Origin of the sequence: Saccharomonospora sp. NPDC046836 (assembly GCF_040645195.1) — a bacterium.
In the GTDB taxonomy this organism is placed as follows: Bacteria; Actinomycetota; Actinomycetes; order Mycobacteriales; family Pseudonocardiaceae; genus Prauserella_A.
In genome coordinates this window covers 1-15,816 of sequence record NZ_JBEYXW010000063.1, presented here as the reverse complement: position 1 = coordinate 15,816, position 15,816 = coordinate 1, and the positions used below count along the sequence as shown (strand labels likewise).

Annotated in this window: 16 protein-coding genes; 2 read left to right on the top strand and 14 right to left on the bottom strand. The window is 70.7% G+C overall.

Going from position 1 to position 15,816, the window contains the following annotated elements; translation table 11 throughout:
* Window positions 1-10: 10 nt before the first annotated feature.
* The 13 genes from ABZ863_RS33795 to ABZ863_RS33735 all read right to left on the bottom strand — a co-directional run bounded on the left by ABZ863_RS33795 (window position 11) and on the right by ABZ863_RS33735 (window position 13,538).
* A complete protein-coding gene (locus ABZ863_RS33795; protein ID WP_033238085.1) occupies window positions 11-415 on the bottom strand; it encodes a type IV toxin-antitoxin system AbiEi family antitoxin domain-containing protein in 405 nt (134 codons plus the stop codon).
* Window positions 412-1,266: an IS5 family transposase gene (locus ABZ863_RS33790; RefSeq protein ID WP_128464795.1), complete on the bottom strand. Its 855-nt coding sequence runs from the start codon at window positions 1,264-1,266 to the stop codon at window positions 412-414. Before ABZ863_RS33790 ends, ABZ863_RS33795 begins: the two co-directional genes overlap by 4 nt.
* A gap of 263 nt (window positions 1,267-1,529) precedes the next feature.
* Entirely contained in the window at window positions 1,530-3,050 is a 1,521-nt protein-coding gene (locus ABZ863_RS33785; RefSeq protein WP_258037204.1) for an ATP-binding protein, read from the bottom strand.
* Window positions 3,047-3,784, bottom strand: a complete 738-nt coding sequence (locus tag ABZ863_RS33780; protein ID WP_023416922.1) for a response regulator transcription factor — start codon at window positions 3,782-3,784, stop codon at window positions 3,047-3,049. Before ABZ863_RS33780 ends, ABZ863_RS33785 begins: the two co-directional genes overlap by 4 nt.
* A gap of 135 nt (window positions 3,785-3,919) precedes the next feature.
* Window positions 3,920-4,588: an ABC transporter ATP-binding protein gene (locus tag ABZ863_RS33775; protein WP_023416921.1), complete on the bottom strand. Its 669-nt coding sequence runs from the start codon at window positions 4,586-4,588 to the stop codon at window positions 3,920-3,922.
* Between the two features lie 36 nt (window positions 4,589-4,624).
* Window positions 4,625-6,061, bottom strand: a complete 1,437-nt coding sequence (locus tag ABZ863_RS33770) for an ABC transporter permease (RefSeq protein WP_023421633.1) — start codon at window positions 6,059-6,061, stop codon at window positions 4,625-4,627.
* Between the two features lie 234 nt (window positions 6,062-6,295).
* Complete coding sequence (locus tag ABZ863_RS33765; RefSeq protein WP_023416919.1) at window positions 6,296-7,972, bottom strand: radical SAM protein; 1,677 nt, start codon at window positions 7,970-7,972, stop codon at window positions 6,296-6,298.
* Window positions 7,973-8,032: 60 nt separating this feature from the next.
* Window positions 8,033-8,764 carry a TIGR04283 family arsenosugar biosynthesis glycosyltransferase gene (locus ABZ863_RS33760; RefSeq protein WP_023421632.1) on the bottom strand — a complete coding sequence of 244 codons (732 nt, stop codon included), beginning with the start codon at window positions 8,762-8,764 and terminating at the stop codon, window positions 8,033-8,035.
* On the bottom strand, window positions 8,761-9,435 hold the full coding sequence (locus ABZ863_RS33755) for a TIGR04282 family arsenosugar biosynthesis glycosyltransferase (RefSeq protein ID WP_023416917.1): 675 nt from the start codon (window positions 9,433-9,435) through the stop codon (window positions 8,761-8,763). The genes ABZ863_RS33760 and ABZ863_RS33755 overlap by 4 nt, the downstream gene beginning before the upstream one ends.
* On the bottom strand, window positions 9,432-10,220 hold the full coding sequence (locus tag ABZ863_RS33750) for an MTAP family purine nucleoside phosphorylase (RefSeq protein WP_023416916.1): 789 nt from the start codon (window positions 10,218-10,220) through the stop codon (window positions 9,432-9,434). The genes ABZ863_RS33755 and ABZ863_RS33750 overlap by 4 nt, the downstream gene beginning before the upstream one ends.
* A gap of 26 nt (window positions 10,221-10,246) precedes the next feature.
* A complete protein-coding gene (locus ABZ863_RS33745) occupies window positions 10,247-11,683 on the bottom strand; it encodes a hypothetical protein (RefSeq protein ID WP_358543668.1) in 1,437 nt (478 codons plus the stop codon).
* Complete coding sequence (locus ABZ863_RS33740; protein ID WP_358543665.1) at window positions 11,683-12,132, bottom strand: MauE/DoxX family redox-associated membrane protein; 450 nt, start codon at window positions 12,130-12,132, stop codon at window positions 11,683-11,685. The genes ABZ863_RS33745 and ABZ863_RS33740 overlap by 1 nt, the downstream gene beginning before the upstream one ends.
* Complete coding sequence (locus ABZ863_RS33735; protein WP_164494812.1) at window positions 12,129-13,538, bottom strand: FAD-dependent oxidoreductase; 1,410 nt, start codon at window positions 13,536-13,538, stop codon at window positions 12,129-12,131. The genes ABZ863_RS33740 and ABZ863_RS33735 overlap by 4 nt, the downstream gene beginning before the upstream one ends.
* 225 nt (window positions 13,539-13,763) lie before the next feature.
* Between ABZ863_RS33735 and ABZ863_RS33730 the strand changes: the two genes are divergently transcribed.
* Together ABZ863_RS33730 and ABZ863_RS33725 are read left to right on the top strand one after the other, a co-directional pair.
* Complete coding sequence (locus ABZ863_RS33730) at window positions 13,764-14,570, top strand: class I SAM-dependent methyltransferase (RefSeq protein ID WP_234025335.1); 807 nt, start codon at window positions 13,764-13,766, stop codon at window positions 14,568-14,570.
* Complete coding sequence (locus ABZ863_RS33725) at window positions 14,567-15,316, top strand: TVP38/TMEM64 family protein (RefSeq protein WP_023421627.1); 750 nt, start codon at window positions 14,567-14,569, stop codon at window positions 15,314-15,316. The genes ABZ863_RS33730 and ABZ863_RS33725 overlap by 4 nt, the downstream gene beginning before the upstream one ends.
* Here the strand turns inward: ABZ863_RS33725 and ABZ863_RS33720 are convergent.
* On the bottom strand, window positions 15,291-15,816 hold a 526-nt coding region (locus ABZ863_RS33720; RefSeq protein ID WP_358543663.1), incomplete at its 5' end, for a hypothetical protein. The genes ABZ863_RS33725 and ABZ863_RS33720 overlap by 26 nt on opposite strands.

Sequence of the window (15,816 nt, the reverse complement as noted above, 5' to 3'; positions counted from 1 at the left end):
TGAGAGGACGTTAAGTCCGTTTCTGGTAGCGGCCGCGTCCGGGTTGTTCGAGGAGCCCCTGGCGGACGAGTCGTCCCAGGCGGGAGCGGGTGACGTTGATCGAGGGCTCGTCGGTGGGCAGGCTGAGGTGCTCGTGCAGATCGCGGACGCGGAACACCTTCCCGGGGTGCTCGTTGAACGTGGTCACGATGCGCTGGTAGACGGTGGCGGTGGTGGTCTCCGCGGGGGCCGTTGCGTGGTCGGGAGGGGTGAGGCCGTCGATGACCTTGCGGGTGGCGGCGAGCTCGGCCAGCCGGGCTTCGGTCTCGGCGAGGACGGTGGTGAGCCGCTCGATCTGCTCATGCAGGCTGTCGGCTCGTGCGGAGGTCTCATCGTGCTCGGTCTGCAGCAGCCGCAGGAGTTCGCTGACGTTCACGCGGCCAGCTCCACGTCGTCCCGCCAGGTGGGGGCAGGGGTGGTGAGGCGGCGGAGCATGCCGGCGGTGGAGGCCCAGTAGACGCGGGAGGCCGCGTTGTCGGGCCGGTGGTCGTAGTCGCGGGCGAGGCGCCGGTGCAGCATGAGGGTGCCGTTGACCTGCTCGACCACCCACCGTTTCGGTTGCGGGACGAAGCCCTTGCCATGGTCGTCGGGGTTGCGGCGGACCACATCAACGGTGATGTCCTTCACCGCCCCGTGGATGACCATGGCATCTTTGAAGCCCTGGTCGACCAGGACCTTCTCCAGGCGCATCCCGCATCGTTCGGTCGCCTGGTCCAGCAGGGCGATGCCAGCCTCGTTGTCGTGCGCGCTCGCAGCGAGGATCACCACGCCGATGATCAGGCCCAGCACGTCGACGGCGAGTCCCCGCTTCCTGCCGGGCGTCTTCTTGTTCACGTCCAGTCCCGTCGTCTCCTTCGGCACCCCGGCCGCCACGCGGACGGACTGGGTGTCGATGATCACCAGGGACGGGTCCTCTAATCGTCTGGCCCGCTCCCGCACCTGGCAGCGCAGGATCTCCTGAATCCGTTGGTCAAGGCTGTCCTGGCGCCAAAGGGTGAAGTAGTAGAACACCGCCGACCAGGCCGGGAGGTCGTGCGGCAGGAGCCGCCACTGACAGCCCGTCCGGTTCTGGTAGAGCAGCGCGTTCACGACCTCGCGCAGGTCGCAGGAGCCCGGATCCCCGGTCGCCGACCGCGCCACCCGCTCCTGCTTCCACGCGGTGACCAGCGGCTCGATCAACGCCCACTGCCCGTCGGACAAGTCGGTTGCGTACGGCATCCGTTCCATGCCCGCGACCCCATCATGCACACGACATGACGTGAGGACAGAACCGTCCCATCACCCACGAACGGGCGACACCACACCATCAGGAACGGGACTTAACGCCCTCTTAGGCGGTCGATTCACCGGCTTTGGGCGCGCCCGCCGAGGTGTTGAGCCGGGAGCAGGTGGCGAACGAGTAGCTCGTGGCCGCCATGCGGGAGTCGCTGCGGGGCCTGCTCGGCAGATTTTCAGCTCCGGCAGGAGCGGTCTGCGGTCGGTCGCACTACTCAGGCGGCACGATCAGCTCGCAGGGGGAGTGGCAGGACAAGGCGGAAGGTGGCGCCGAGGCCGTGGCTCGGGTCGAGTTCGAGTCGGCCGCCGTGGCCTTCGGCGATGGCGGTGGCAATGGCCAGGCCCAGTCCGGAGCCGCCTCGTGTCCGGGTGCGTGCGGGATCCGCCCGGTAGAAGCGCTCGAACACGCGTGCCGCGTCGGTGGCCGTCAGCCCCGGGCCGTCGTCCTCGACCTCGATGACGGCGACTCGAGTTCCGGCCGGAAAGGGCGGTGCCATGCTGACGCGTCCCGGCACATCTGCGCCACCGGTGCGGGCACCGGCCCGGCCCGCCCCCACGCGGACCCGGATCCGGGTGCCGGGTGGGGTGTGGGTGTGGGCGTTCGACAGCAGGTTCTCAACGATCTGCCGCAGGCGATGGAGGTCTCCCACGACTTCCACCACATCCAGTTCCCCCTCCCCGGCGTCGGCGGTGCGCTCACGTAGGGGGGACAGGCTCACGGCGTGGTCCGGTCGCTGCAGGGCTGCTGCGCTCACCGCGTCTGCTGCCAGGGACAGCAGGTCCACGTGTTCTTGCTGGTAGTCGGGGTGCCGGTCCAGTTGGGCGAGTAGCTGGAGGTCGTCGACGAGCAGGCTCATCCGTTCGGCGTTCTGGACGATGTGCCGGTCGGCTTCCTGCCGTTCCTTCGTGGTGCGGCGGTCGGAGCGCAGTGCAAGCTGGCCGAATCCTTGGATGGCGGTCAGAGGGGTGCGCAGTTCGTGTCCGGCGTCGGCTACGAAGCGGCGCAGCCGTGTCTCGGAGGTCTCGCGCTCGTGCAGGGCCTGCTGGAGTCGGTCGAGCATGGTGTTCAGTACGGTGCCGAGCCGTCCGATCTCGGTGCGCGGGTCGGTGTCCGGCAGCCGCAGGTCGAGCTGTCCGGCGGTGATGGCTTCGGCGGTGCGCTCCATCCGGGTCAGCGGGAGCAGGCTGAGCCGGACCACTTCACGGCCCAGCACCCACACGGTCACCACGGTGATGATGAGCAGCAGGCCGTTGAGCCAGAGGATCTTGGACGTGGCTCCGTCCACGGTGTCGAGCGGCAGGGCGATGACGGCGGTCAGGTCGCGTGGTCCGTCCCGGCGCAGGACGCGCCAGTTTCCGTCTCCGGTGTCGGCCGCCACCGAGGTCGGGCTGCCTTCGGTGGGCAGGCGGTCGATGCTGTCGGGGAGCTGGGGGCCGGGCTTGTCGTCCGTGCCAAGTTTCTCGGGCAGGCGGTTGCCGCTGGCGTCGTAGAAGTAGACGCGGAAGTCCGAGGGCAGCGCCTCGGGTTCCGGCCGGTGGGGGCGGCGTGTGTCGAGGAAGGCGGAGGCGGGCGTGGGCCGGAAGTCGGCGAGCCTTTGGTCGACGCCGTCGAGGAGCCAGGACCGCAGGACGAGGAAGCCGATGAGCTCGGCGGCCAGCACGGCCAGAGTGGCCAGTACGGTGACTCCGAGGACGAGACGCCGGCGCAGCGAGCGGGGGGCGCGGAGGCCGGTCAAAGCTCTGCTGTCCCGTGGGTGGTGCGCGGTACCCGCAGGCTGTAGCCCACACCGCGGACGGTGTGGATGAGCGGTGGGTCGAAGCGGTCGATCTTTTTCCGCAGGTACTTGATGTAGGTCTCGACCACGCGGGTGTCGCCCGCGAAGTCGTAATGCCACACATGGTCGAGGATCTGGGCTTTGCTCACGACCCGGCCGGCGTTGTCCATGAGGTAGGACAGCAGCTTGAACTCGGTCGGCGAGAGCTGTACGTACTGGTCGGCCCGGTGTACCTCGTGTGCCCTCTCGTCGAGTTCGAGGTCGGCGCAGCGCACGATGGTGTCCGGCAGCAGGGCGTCTGAACCCAGGGTTCGCCGCAGGATGGCCTGGATGCGGAGGAGCACCTCCTCGATGTTGAAGGGCTTGGAGACATAGTCGTCGGCGCCCAGGCTCAGCCCCTGGATGCGGTCGTCCACGCCGGTGCGGGCGGTGAGGAGCAGAACGGGCACCAGGTTGCCGGCCGCGCGCAGCCGGCGCGTCACCTCGTAGCCGTCAAGGTCGGGCAGCATGATGTCCAGCAGGATCAGGTCGGGCTGCAAGCGCGCGGCCTCGGCCAGTGCGGCGGCCCCCGTGCCGGTGCTCCGCACGTGGTAGCCGGTGAGACTCAGCGTCGATTCGAGCAGCGTGCGGATGCTGGGTTCGTCCTCGACTACGAGAAGCCGGTGCTGCCGCTTCTTTTCGGTCCGCTCGGTCATGTCAGCACTAAGATCCGTTCTCTCACAAGGCCCCGGCATCCGCCGCCCTCGCCAGGAGGCTATCCCGCACCGGGTCCGGCGTGCCGTCGGCATGGGGGCGCGCCGGGCCCGGTGCGGGAGCAGAGCGGGGTCGGGTCAGGACGAGGACAGGGCGCCCTTGCGGAGCGTGACCGCTCGCGGGGCGTGCTTGGCCAGGTGGGAGTCGTGCGTGACCATGATGAAGGTGAGTCCATCCTCCTTGCAGCGGGTCTGCAGGACGTCCATGATCTCGTCGCGGGTGGACTCGTCGAGGTTGCCCGTGGGCTCGTCCGCGAGCAGAACCTGCGGCTTCTTGACCAGGGCCCGGGCGATGGCCACCCGCTGCTGCTGGCCGCCGGACAGCTCGCCCGGCACGTGACCCAGCCGCTCTCCCAGCCCCACCGAAGTGAGGGCCCCGGCGGCCTGTTCGCGCCGCTCCTTCGCCTTGACGCCCAGCGGTACGAGGGCTGCCTCGACGTTCTCCTGGGCGGTGAGGGTGGGGATGAGGTTGAAGCTCTGGAAGACGAAGCCGATCTTCTCGCTGCGCAGGCGGGTCAGACGGGCCTCGGGCAGCTTCGCCAGGTCGACACCGTCGAGCAGCACACTGCCGGAGGTCGGCCGGTCCAGGCCGCCGAGCATCTGAAGGAGGGTCGATTTGCCGCCTCCGGTGGGGCCCTTGATGACCAGGTAGTCGCCTGCGGTGATGGTGAGGTCCACTCCGGCGAGCGCGTTGACGACGCCCTTGCCGCGGGTGTAGCGCCGGGTGACGCCGGTGAGTTCGTACATGGTGTGGTTGCTCCTGCGGAGAGGGACGAGAACGGGTCAGGCGACGCGGGAGAGGGCGTCGGCGGGGCGGAGCCGGGAGGCACGCCACCCGCCGAAGGCCCCGGCGACGAGGCCGCCCGCAACAGCGAGGCCGACGGCCAGGACGATCACGGAGAGGCTGACCGGTGCGGAGAGGACCACATCCAGCGTCCGCGCGGCGGTCTCCTGTGCGGCGCCGCCTGGGCCACCGCCCCCTGGGCCGCGCCTGCCGCCGCCGGAAGCGCCCAGCTCAGCTGAGAGCGAGGGCCCGAAGGCGGTGACCGCCCACGCACCGGCCAGGCCCAGCCCGATGCCCATGGCGCCACCGACCAGGCCCGTCACGACGGCCTCACCGACGACCTGCCCGGTGACCCGGCGCGAGCGCCACCCCAGTGCCTTGAGGGTGCCGAACTCCCTCACACGCCGGGCGACGGCGGACGAGGTGAGCAGGCCGGCGACCAGGAACGCCGCCGCCAGGACCACCACGGACAGCCAGCGGCCCACCGTCTCGGCGAGGCCGGACGCGGTGGACAAGGACCCCGAGACGGTGTCCGCCAGATCCTCGGACGTGGTCACAGTGGCGTCCGGAACCGCCTTGAGAACCGCGGACTCCACCGCACCGAGCTGCTGGGTGTCATTGGCCTGCACGTAGACGGTGGTGATCTTGTCCTTGGCATCGGCCAGGGCCTGCGCCTGGGCGAGCGGCAGGTAGACGTTGGCGGCGGCCTCCCCGCTGGTCGCGGTGGCCACGCCGACGATCTCGAACTTCGTGTCGCTCACCGTCACCGTGTCACCTGTGGTGAGCTTCTTCTCCTGGGCGTAGGCGCTGTCCACCACAGCCACCTTTTCCGACGTCTCCGACGTTTCGAAGCCGCGCCCGTCGATGATCTCCGAGGAGGTCAGCGGGCCCATCCCCGGATGCGCGACGTCGGTGCCGTACACGGTGAAACTGTCGATGGAGAAGTCGGCACCGCCGCCCGTCACCTCACCATCCGAGCCGCCGCCCCGCCCAGCGCCCGGCCGCTGCTGGAACTGGCCGCGGCTGAACTCACCGTCGACCTTCACCACATTGAGGCTGAGCCCGCCCACGGCGTCCGCCACACCGTCCGCCTTCGCGACGGACGAGACCGTAGCGGCGTCCAGAGTCTGCAGGCCCTGCACCATGACCCGGTCACTGCTCTGCCGCTCACCATCCTCCCCGTCGCCACCTGCGTCGAAGCGGAACCGCGGCCGCTCGCCACCGGTCTCCGACGGCGGCTCCGGGGCCTTGGTGACGGTCATGTCGGTACCGAGCCCGTAGAGGGATTCCAGGACCTGTTCCTGGGCCCTCCCCATGCCGGTGGAGACTGCGTTGACCACGATGACAAGAGCAATACCGAGAGCCAGTCCGGAAGCGACGACGAGCGCCGACTTTCTCCGGCGGCGCAGCTCACGGCGCAGATAGGTGAAGAACATGCGCCGCACGCTAACCGGGCCGCCTGGCAGCACTGTGAGCGTTGTGTGAGAGAACGCCGAGAGTCTCACCGCAACGGACACTGTTCTTCGCCGACGATGGCGTCGTTCGCTCATCGGGCGGACCAGAGAAGATGCCCACAATGGCCGAACCAGCGCCGCAACCGGTCGTCCAAGGCTTGTCCGGCGCCGAGGTTCGCGACGTGTTGCTCCATGGTGGACTTACTTCCGGAGAGGTCAGATGGCGCAGTGGACGGGGCGGGGCAGAGTGCCGTCGGTGAGGCGGGCGGTGAAGAACCGTTCAGTGACGAGCTGTTGGCCCGTGGTGAGGGGGGTGTCGGCGGGTGCGAGGTGCAGGTCAGGGCTGGTGGTGAGGTCGGCTCCAGCCGGGTGCCAGTGCAAGCCGTCCGCGGTGACGGTCAGCTCCGGAATGCTGGAGTCCTCGCCGATCTCGACGCCGGTGTCGGAGAGGCCGCGCCGCAGCAGAGGGCGTACGGCGAAGTGGTCGTCGGGCAGGCCGAGTCCGGCCAGCAGCTCGGCGACCGCGGGGACCTCGTGCGTGTTTTCCGGGGTCTCGGTGAGGGCGACGCGCGGGGGCAGGCCGAGGCCGATCAGGCGGCGGATGCCGTCGAGGGTGCGCTGCCAGGAGCCGGGGCCGCGGTGCAGGTCGTGGGTGGCGGCGGTGGCGCCGTCCAGAGAGGTCTGGACGGTGAGTTTGCGGTCGGCCAGGTCCGCGAGGCCGTCGGCGCGGCGGCCGCGCAGCAGCATCGCGTTGGTCATCACGACGGTGGGCAGCTCGGCGGAGGCGTAGTCGACGAGGCTGACGATGTCAGGGTGCAGGAAGGGCTCACCGCCCGTGAGATACAGCTCGGTGAACCCGGCCTGTACGGCTTCGTCGACCAGGGCGCGGAAGGTATCGGTGGGCAGAGTGCGGGCGAGTGCTTTCGGGGAGGAGGCGACCGCGCAGTAGTCGCAGGCCAGGTTGCAGTGGAAGTTGGTATAGATCCACAGCCGGGAGGGGAAGTAGGGGGTGCCGAACAGCGGGACCACCGGCCGGTCGCTCCGAAGGGCCTGGGGCGTGGTCTCTCCCCAGCCGTCGTTCGCGGGGCGGAAGCCGGAGGACAGGGTGGAGCGGTAGAGGTGGTAGCGGCCCAGGGAGCGCTCGCGTGGCGGCAGGATTTCCAGGCAGGTGGTCCACCAACCGGTCTCGATGGTCTCGGCGAAGATCTCAGGCAGTCCCGCGGCGCGCATCGAGGCGGCTTGCGCCTGCCAGTCGTACGCAAGGGGGATCAGCTCGGCGGCGACGTGCCCGTCGGAGAGGTCGAGGACCGCGTACCAGACCTCGCGGCGCCCGTCGTTGGCGGGTTTGCCGAGCACGCCGACGTTGACGGCGAGGGTGTCGCCGATGCGCCGCTGCCAGGGCAGGCCGCTGTGGGTGCACAGGACGACGCCGGCGCCGGACGCCTCGGTGCGCAGGCGGTGCTGCTCCTCGGGGAGCGATTCCCACCAGAAGTCGTTCAGCGCCAGCGTGGAGCCGTGGACCATGTGGACATCGACGCCGTCGATAGTTTCCCGGCGTTCGGTGGGCAGGGTGCCCATCCAGGCGGCGAAGTTGCGGCTGGTGGTGGCGAGGGTGTGGTCGTAGATGAGTTGGGCGTACTCGTTGTCCTTCGGGTCGCGGTAGCCGCAGCCGCAGTCGGTGTCGCCACCGGCGATGGCCACGTCGTAGTTTCCGGCGACGCACTCGACGGTGTTGTCGGTGAGGATGGGCCACAGAGCGTTGACGTCGGCGCCGAAGCCGCCCAGGTCGCCCAGGCAGAACAGCCGTTCTGCGCCCCGGGCGCGGGCGTCGTCGACGAATGCCTGGAGGGCGTAGGGGTTTCCGTAGGGCCCTCCGCAGACTGCGATGCGCATGAGGTTTGTCTCCAAGAAGTCGTAGAGGTCGTAAGGGAGTCGTGCGGAGGAGAGGGAGGTTCAGGGACGGCTGGTGCGTGGTGGCACGGCCGGGTTTCTCTTCGGGAAGAGGCGGGGACCGGCGGTGTAGCGGGCGCGGATGGCTTCGGGGTCTGCGCCGGCGAAGTACAGCAGCTTCAGGTACTGCATGAAGGCGATCATGCGCCAGGTTCCGTGGGCGGTCAGGCGGCGTGAGGAGGCTGTCGAGGTGGCGGGCAGCAGGCGCAGCGGGCCGCGGCGGTGCAGGCGCCGTGACATCTCCAGGTCTTCCATGATGGCCAGGTCGGGGAAGCCTCCGAGTTCGTCGAAGGCGGTGCGGCGGATGAACATGGCCTGGTCGCCGAAGATGTGGTGGAGGCGCCGCGCGCGGGCGTTCGACGTCCACGCGAGGTAGTTCAGGGCGGGTGTCCGGCGGTCGAAGCGGAGGGTGAGCCCGCCTGCGACCACGGCCGGGTCGGCGAGCACGGACCGGATCTGGCCCAGGGCTTCGGGCTCGATGGCGGTGTCGGCGTGGATGAACCACAGGATGCCGCCGGACGCGTGCCGGGCGCCCTCGTTCATCTGCTTGGCCCGGCCGCGCTCACTGCCGATCACGATGGCGTGGAGAGCGGCGAGTTCGGCGGTGGCGTCGGTGGAACCGCCGTCCACGACGATCAGCTCGCAGTCGGGGAAGTCCCGGCACAGGCGGCTCACCGCACTGTGGATCGTGGATTCTTCGTTCAGGACCGGGACGATGATCGACACCTGTGTCATGGCTTCTCCTTGGGCTGGAGCAGGGCTGCGATCGGCGTGGGCAGCGCTGGATCCGTCAGGAGAGCGGCGGCGTCCTCGGGGGTGTCCAGGTCCCGCAGTGGACGCAGCATTCCCGTGCTCAGTCCTTCGCCGTCGGCGAGGGCGCGGGTCGCCGCGAGTACCCGGTCCGTGCTCCAGACATCCGGGGCGAGGGCGAAGAGCGAGGTGTGGGGTGCTCGAAGGCCGATCAGGTAGTAGCCGCCGTCGAGTGCAGGGCCCAGCGTCACGTCATGGTGTTCCAGGGCGGTGAAGGCGGCGCCCAGATGGTCGGCGGTGAGGGTCGGCGCGTCGGTGCCGATGACCAGCAGGGGTCCCGCGCCGTCGGTGAAGGCGTCGGTGACGGCTGCGGCGAGGCGCTGTCCGAGGTCTTCACCGCGCTGGCGCAGCAAGCGAACACCAGCTGGCACCGCCGTGCTGATGGCGTCCTTGCCGTCGTTCGGCGCGTAGGCGAGGTAGGCGCTCGGGGTGTGGGCGGTGGTGACGGCCATGGTGTGGCGGATGAGTTCGGCCTGGAGTTTCGCGCAGCGCTGCGGGCCCAGCAGGGGATGCAGCCGAGTCTTGACTGTGCCGGGCCGGGGCGCCTTGGCCATGACCAGGATCCCGGGGGCGCCCCCGTGGACGACGGCGTTCACGTGTGGAACCGGTAGACGAAACCGGCCCCGCTCACGGCGCTCAGGGAAGGCAGGGCGTGCTCGGCCAGCTTGGCGAAGACGTCCTTGCTGGCCGCCATGCGGTCCAGCAGTGCCTGTACCGGTTCCGGTTCGGGGGCGACGCCATTGGCGTAGTCGGTGACGAAACCGACCAGGACCATGGGCAGTTCGGCCTCACCGGCCAGGACGACCTCCGGGCCTGCGGTCTGGCTGATGGCACTGACCCCGGCCGCGGCCAGGGCGGCTACCTCGGGGCGCGTGTTGAAGCGGGGGCCGTCGACGTGCCCGTACACGCCCTGTGTGGCGACGGGTACCCCGGTCTGGTCGGCGGCGGTGATCAGCGCCTGGCGCAGGGGCTCGCTGAAGGGCCGGTCGAAGATCCAGTGGCCGCGTCCGGCCCCGCCGGGGGTGTCGTACCAGGTGCAGGGGGTGCCGTCGGGCAGCCGGTTGGCGGGGAAGTACAGGTCGTCGAAGACCACCAGCGAGCCCGGCCGCACGTCCGGTTCGAGGGAACCGCAGACGGTGAAGGACACCACGGCCTCCGCCTCGACGGCCAGCAGAGCGGCGAGGTTCGCCTTGTGGTCGACCTGGCTGGACAGGCGGTGGTGGCCGGTGCCGTGCCGGGACAGCTGCACGATCTCCGCGCCCCCGAGGCGCCCCTCGGTGACGGTGACCGCGCCGTGTTCGGTGACGACGGTCCGCTCGGCCGCACCCTCCAGGTGGGGCCAGTCGTAGCTGCCGGAGCCGGTGATGACACCTATGCGCATGGACTGCTTCTCCTTCGGTTCTTCGGTTACCTGTCGGACGTGCCAGATGTGCCGGGCGAGCGGCGTGTGGGGGTGCGGACCTCGACGATCGGCAGCAGGGTGCGCAGAGCGGCGTTCTCGGCGGGGTCAAGGACGGCGTGCTGTACGCAGGCGGGGACGAGGGTTCCGTTCTCGGGGTGGGCCATGGCGTAGTGGCAGGCGGCCAGCCGCTCCTGGGTCTCGCGCAGCCGGGGCTCTTCGGCCTGTTCGCCGCGCTGCATCATCTCCCAGGCCGGGGCGACGACGTCGGCGTCCATGAACTGGTGCATGACGAAGGTGACCGGGCGCACCCGCATCCGGTGGCGGACCAGCCGCAGCAGTCCGACGCGGCGGATGGTGCGGGCCAGCCAGCGAAACGCGGTCACCGCAGTGGACGGGTGCCGGGCCACCACACGCGTGATCCTTGCCGCGAGGAGGGCGGGCGGGGTGCCGGTGAAGGTCATCTTCCCGAAGTAGCGGAAGAACGCGTCGCGGACGGCGAGGTCGCGGGGGTCGTCGCCGTCGAGGAACGGATACCAGCGGGCGCCGGCGTAGAAGCCGTAGGCGGTGCGGTTGCAGCGCACGTCGCCGTTCTCGAGGACGCGGTAGTCCAGGCGGGTTCCGGCGCCGCGCTCGATCTCCGCCCATACCGCGTCCGGGGTCGCCTCGCGGAACTTCTCCTTCCAGCGGCGGTCGTCGCCGAGGAAGGCGGCGGGCTGGAAGGAGAACATGCCGTAGCCCATGGCGTGGCAGTCGCGGATCACTTCGGCGATCTCGTCGAGGTTGCCCGGGGTGACGGTCATGTTGTGGGCGAGGAAGGACCGCACTCCGTGCTCGCGCCGGAGGCGGCGGAACATGGCGGAGAATCGGGCGCGGTAGGGGTTGAGCGACTGTTCGTTCGGCGGGCGTTCGATGCCGCGCCGGCCGTACATGAACTTGTCGAAGTGCGCGGCGAAGGACAGCCGCCCGAAGCGCCGCGTGTCGTCCGGTCCGAGTGCGAGGCGGGTGAGGTAGTCGTCGTCGAAGTCGCCATGGGTGAAGCTCATCGGTTCCCGGCCGTGGTCCCGCATGATGGCGAGGGCGGCGGCGTGGTCGTCGGGGGTGAGCAGGCTGACCTCGCCGCCGATGAGCTGGGTGTGGGCGCGTGGGCCGCGCAGTTCGCGCAGCAGGCGCATCTGGGCGGTGATCTGTTCGTGGGTGTGGGGGCCGTCGACGCGGACCTGGTTGGCGTCTCTGGAGTGGTAGCAGGGGGTGCACTTGAGGTTGCACTTGGGGAAGACGCCGTGGGTGCCCTCGCAGCCGACACCGTGCCGGCCGAGGATCTGGCCGGGGGTCCGGGACGCGTCGGGGAGCTCCGTCCAGCGACGCTCCATCGCCGCGGCGAACTCGGTGTCGTAGGGGCGGGTGGCACGTTCGAGGGCGCGCAGTGTCGCGGTGATCCGCATCAGTGGTTCTCCTGCGGGGTTCGAGCTGTGGCGGGCGACGAGGTGAGCCGGGCCCGGTGCAGGCCGCGCCACAGCAGCCCGGCGTACAGCAGCATCAGGGCGTCCTCGACGAGGACGTACCAGCGCAGCGGCTGGGCGAAGTAGGTGCCGAAGCAGCCGCAGTTGTCGAGGACGAGTCCCCGGGCGAACGCCTGAGAGGCCAGCACCGCCCACACCACCGCCACGCCGGTGTACAGCCAGACGGGCGTGGTGGCGCGGGAGCGGGGCCGGGCAAGGAACCAAACAGCCGTTACGGCCTCGGCGCTGATCAACGCCACGGCCAGGGCGGTCGAGGCCGCACCGGATGTCAGGCCGTAGGCAGTCAGGATGGCGGGCATCGCGTCGAACGAAGCGGCCTGGCCGAGCGCCATCGCCGCGAGGAGCAGGCCCAGGACGAGACGCAGGATCACCGGATCACCCCTCTGCGGAGTTTCAGCAGCGCGCCGATGGGGCCGCTGCCCCGGGCCAGACGGGCGTAGACGTCGGCCAGCGCCGTGTGCCAGGGCCCGTCGGCGTAGGTGGGATAGGGGTGCACGGTGCGGGCGTAGTCGGAGGGCGTCCAGCCCAGGCGCACCGCCGCCGCGAGGTGGGCGATGGTCTCGCCGGCCCTCGGTGACACGACTGTGGCTCCGACGATCTTGCCGCGCGGGCCCAGCACCAGGGTGGTGAAGCCCTCGGTGCGGCCGTCGGCGACCGCCCGGTCGACCCGGTCGTTGTCCAAGGTGTGGACGCGTGTGTCGTCGCCGTATTTCTCCCGCGCCTCGTCCGCGGTCAGGCCGACGCGGGCGATCTCGGGATCGGTGTACGTCACCCAGGGCACCGCCTGGTAGTCGATGGGGCGGCGCACGCCCAGCAGAGCGTCGACGGCGGCTGCTCCGCCCTGCGTGCCGCCCAGGTGGGTGAAGGCCGAGAGGCCGGTCACGTCTCCGGCGCCGTAGATCCGGTGGTTGGTGGTGCGCAGCCGACCGTCGGTGCGGATATGACCGGCGTCGGTGAGTTGCACGCCGGCCGCCTCCAGGCCGAGCCCGTGCGTGTTGGAACGGCGCCCCGTGACGGCCAGCAGGGCGTCGTAGGGGAGAGGACCACCGGGCCCGTGAACGGTGTCGGCATCGACTCTCTCGGCGCGGTAGTCGGTCAGTACGGTGACGCCCTCGGCCTCCAGCCGCTCCCGCAGCACCTGTGAGGCCCGGGGCTCCTCACGGGGCACCAGGCGGTCCATCGCCTCCACGAGGGTGACCTGCGAGCCGAGCCGGGCGAACGCCTGCCCCAGCTCGCACCCGATCGGCCCGCCGCCGAGTACCACCAGGCGGTGCGGGAGTTCGGACAGCTCCCAGACGGTGTCGCTGGTCAACGGCCCGCTCTCGACCAGGCCGGGGATCGGCACCAGGGCCGGCGAGGAGCCCGTGGCGATTAGCGCGTACCGGAAGGAGACCTCTCGCTCGCCTGCGGTCAGGGTTCCCGGGCCGGTGAAGGACGCCGCGCCGTGGGTGACGTCGACTCCGTACGGGGCGAGTGCCTCAGCTGAGTCGTGCGGTTCGATCGCACCGATCGCCCGCTTCACCTCCGCCAGGGCCGCCGTGAGGTCGGCCGGACCGCTCACCGGCGGGAGACCGTAGGCAGTGGCGCGGCGGGCGGCCTGGACGTCGGCGGCCACGTGGAGGAGCGCCTTGCTCGGTACGCACCCCGTCCACAGGCAGTCGCCGCCCAGCCGGTCGCGTTCGACGAGCAGCGTGCGGGCGCCGAGGCGTCCGGCGGTGCGGGCCGCGGTCAGACCGGCACTGCCGCCGCCGATGACCACCAGGTCGTACCTCTTCATGGCGCGGAACTCTCTGTCGGTGCGCCGTCGTGGGATGGCCGGCGCGCGGGCGTGGGACGGCAAGGGAACCCGTTGACGCAGCCGGTTCCTTCCCTTCCCCGCCTCCACGATCACGGTCGCGATGGCCCTCCCGCTTCATCCGCGCGCCTGCGGCGTGTCCGAAACGGAATGCGTGACCAGCCCGGCAGGGTTCCCGAGGGAAGCACAGGGGCGCGAGCCGCCTCCATGAGCCACAGGAGGGGCGAGGGCTGGATGGACGAACCGGACTGGCGGCGCTTCATCACCGCATACCACCAGGAGCACGCCGGCATCACCGAGCAACTGTTCTCCCTGGCCGACACCTCCCCCTACGCCTGGCTGGCCGAACCGCTGCGGGCTGTCGAGGGCACGGTCCTCGACCTGGCCTGCGGTTCGGCACCCACCCGACAGGAGTTGCCGGACGCCGACTGGGTCGGGGTCGACCTTTCGGCCGCGGAACTCGCCGAGGCGGCCCGGCAGGGTCGCGGGCCGCTGCTGCGGGCCGCAGCGGACGCGCTCCCGGCTGCTTCGGCGAGCGTCGGGGCGGTCTGCGCGGCCATGTGCCTGCCGGTGGTCACGCCCCTGCCGCAGACGCTGGGGGAGATCCGGCGTGTCCTGCGGCCCGGAGGAGTGCTCGCGGCGCTGGTGCCCTCCCAGTCCGGGCTCTCCCCGTCGGGCATGCTCGGCTGGGTCCGGGTGATGGCGGCCCTGCGCGCCGTGCGGCAGCCGTGGCCCAACCCGCAGGCCCGCGACGGACTTCCCGCACTGCTGCGCACAGCGGGGTTCCGCGTCCGCCGCGACGAGCGACACGTCTTCACCCTCGCCATCGACTCGGCCGGCGCGGCGGCCCTGCTGGCAGATGCCCTCTACCTGCCCGGCCTCACCACCCACCGGGCTCAGGCCGCGAAGCGCTCCCTCGCGAGATGGGCGACCCCGGGGCGGCGTCTGGAACTGCCACTGCGTCGCGTCGTGGCCGAACTTCCGATCGAACAGCAGTCACAGGAGACGACATGAACCGCCCGGCAGCCAGCTCCTCCGCGACCGAGCTCCCGCCGCCCTCCACGGACCCGGACGAGGAGAGGCGGCGGCCGGCGCGTGCGGCGTGGATACGGCTGGCTTTCCTCGTGGCTCTGCTCCTGGCGCTCGGCTCCTGGGTGGCGCTGGGGGGCGGAGACCTGTTGCGGGACGTGCGCCAGTGGGTTGACTCGCTCGGAGTGTGGGGGCCGGTCGTCTTCGCGGTCGTCTACGCCCTGGCTGTGACGGCTCTGCTGCCCGGCTCTGTGCTCACCGCCTCCGCCGGTGCGCTGTTCGGGCTTGCGGTGGGGGCCGGCGCGGTGCTCGTGGGCGCGACGGCGGGGGCGGCCCTCTCCTTCGGACTGGCGCGCTGGCTGGGGCGTCCGGTGGTCGCCCGGTACGCGGGCTCGGGGCGGCTGGCCCGGCTGGACGCCTTCCTGACACGCCGGGGCTTCGTGGCCGTCCTCCTGGTGCGGCTGGTGCCGCTGTTCCCCTTCTCCGTGATCAACTACGGGGCCGGAGTGGCCGGTGTCCGCTTCTCCTCCTACGTCACCGCCACAGCCCTGGGCATCATCCCGGGCACCCTTGTCTACACCGGGCTCGGCGGCTCCCTGGGCGACCCCGGCTCTCCGGGGCTGTGGATAGCGCTGGGCGCTCTGCTCGTGCTGAGCGCGGGCGGCTGGTGGGCCGCACGTCTGCTCCGCTCCCGTGGTGCGGAGGTCAGCGCAGCTGCCGATAGCCGGTGACGACGCGGTGGGCCGCGGTGACAGCGACCACCGCGGCCCAGACCCAGGCGATGGTGTGGGCGAAGCCGGGCAGCAGGCACCACAGTGTGTGCACGGCGATGGTCTCGCCGCCTTCGGCCAGGCCGCCCAGAAAGTTCAGCGACCGGCCTCCTGACAGACGGCCGTCACCGCGGCGCCCGGTGCGTTCGGCGATGGAGGAGAAGGCCAGGAAGACAGTGCCGTTGACGTAGTAGGCGAGCAGGACGAGCAGGAACGGCAGTGCCGGACTGCCGACGGCGACGGCGACGCCGACGACGAACGCTCCGTAGACGAGGAAGTCGGCACTGATGTCGAGGAAGCCACCCGCTCCACTGCCCGCCGTGCCGCGGCGACGGGCCAGCGGCCCGTCCAGGCCGTCGGCGAGCCGGGACAGCAGCCTTGTTCCTTCCTTCTCTTCGTTCGTGAGTGGTCGATCAGGCGAAGACGGTGAGCCGGCTGGCGAGACCGATGACGACGGGGAT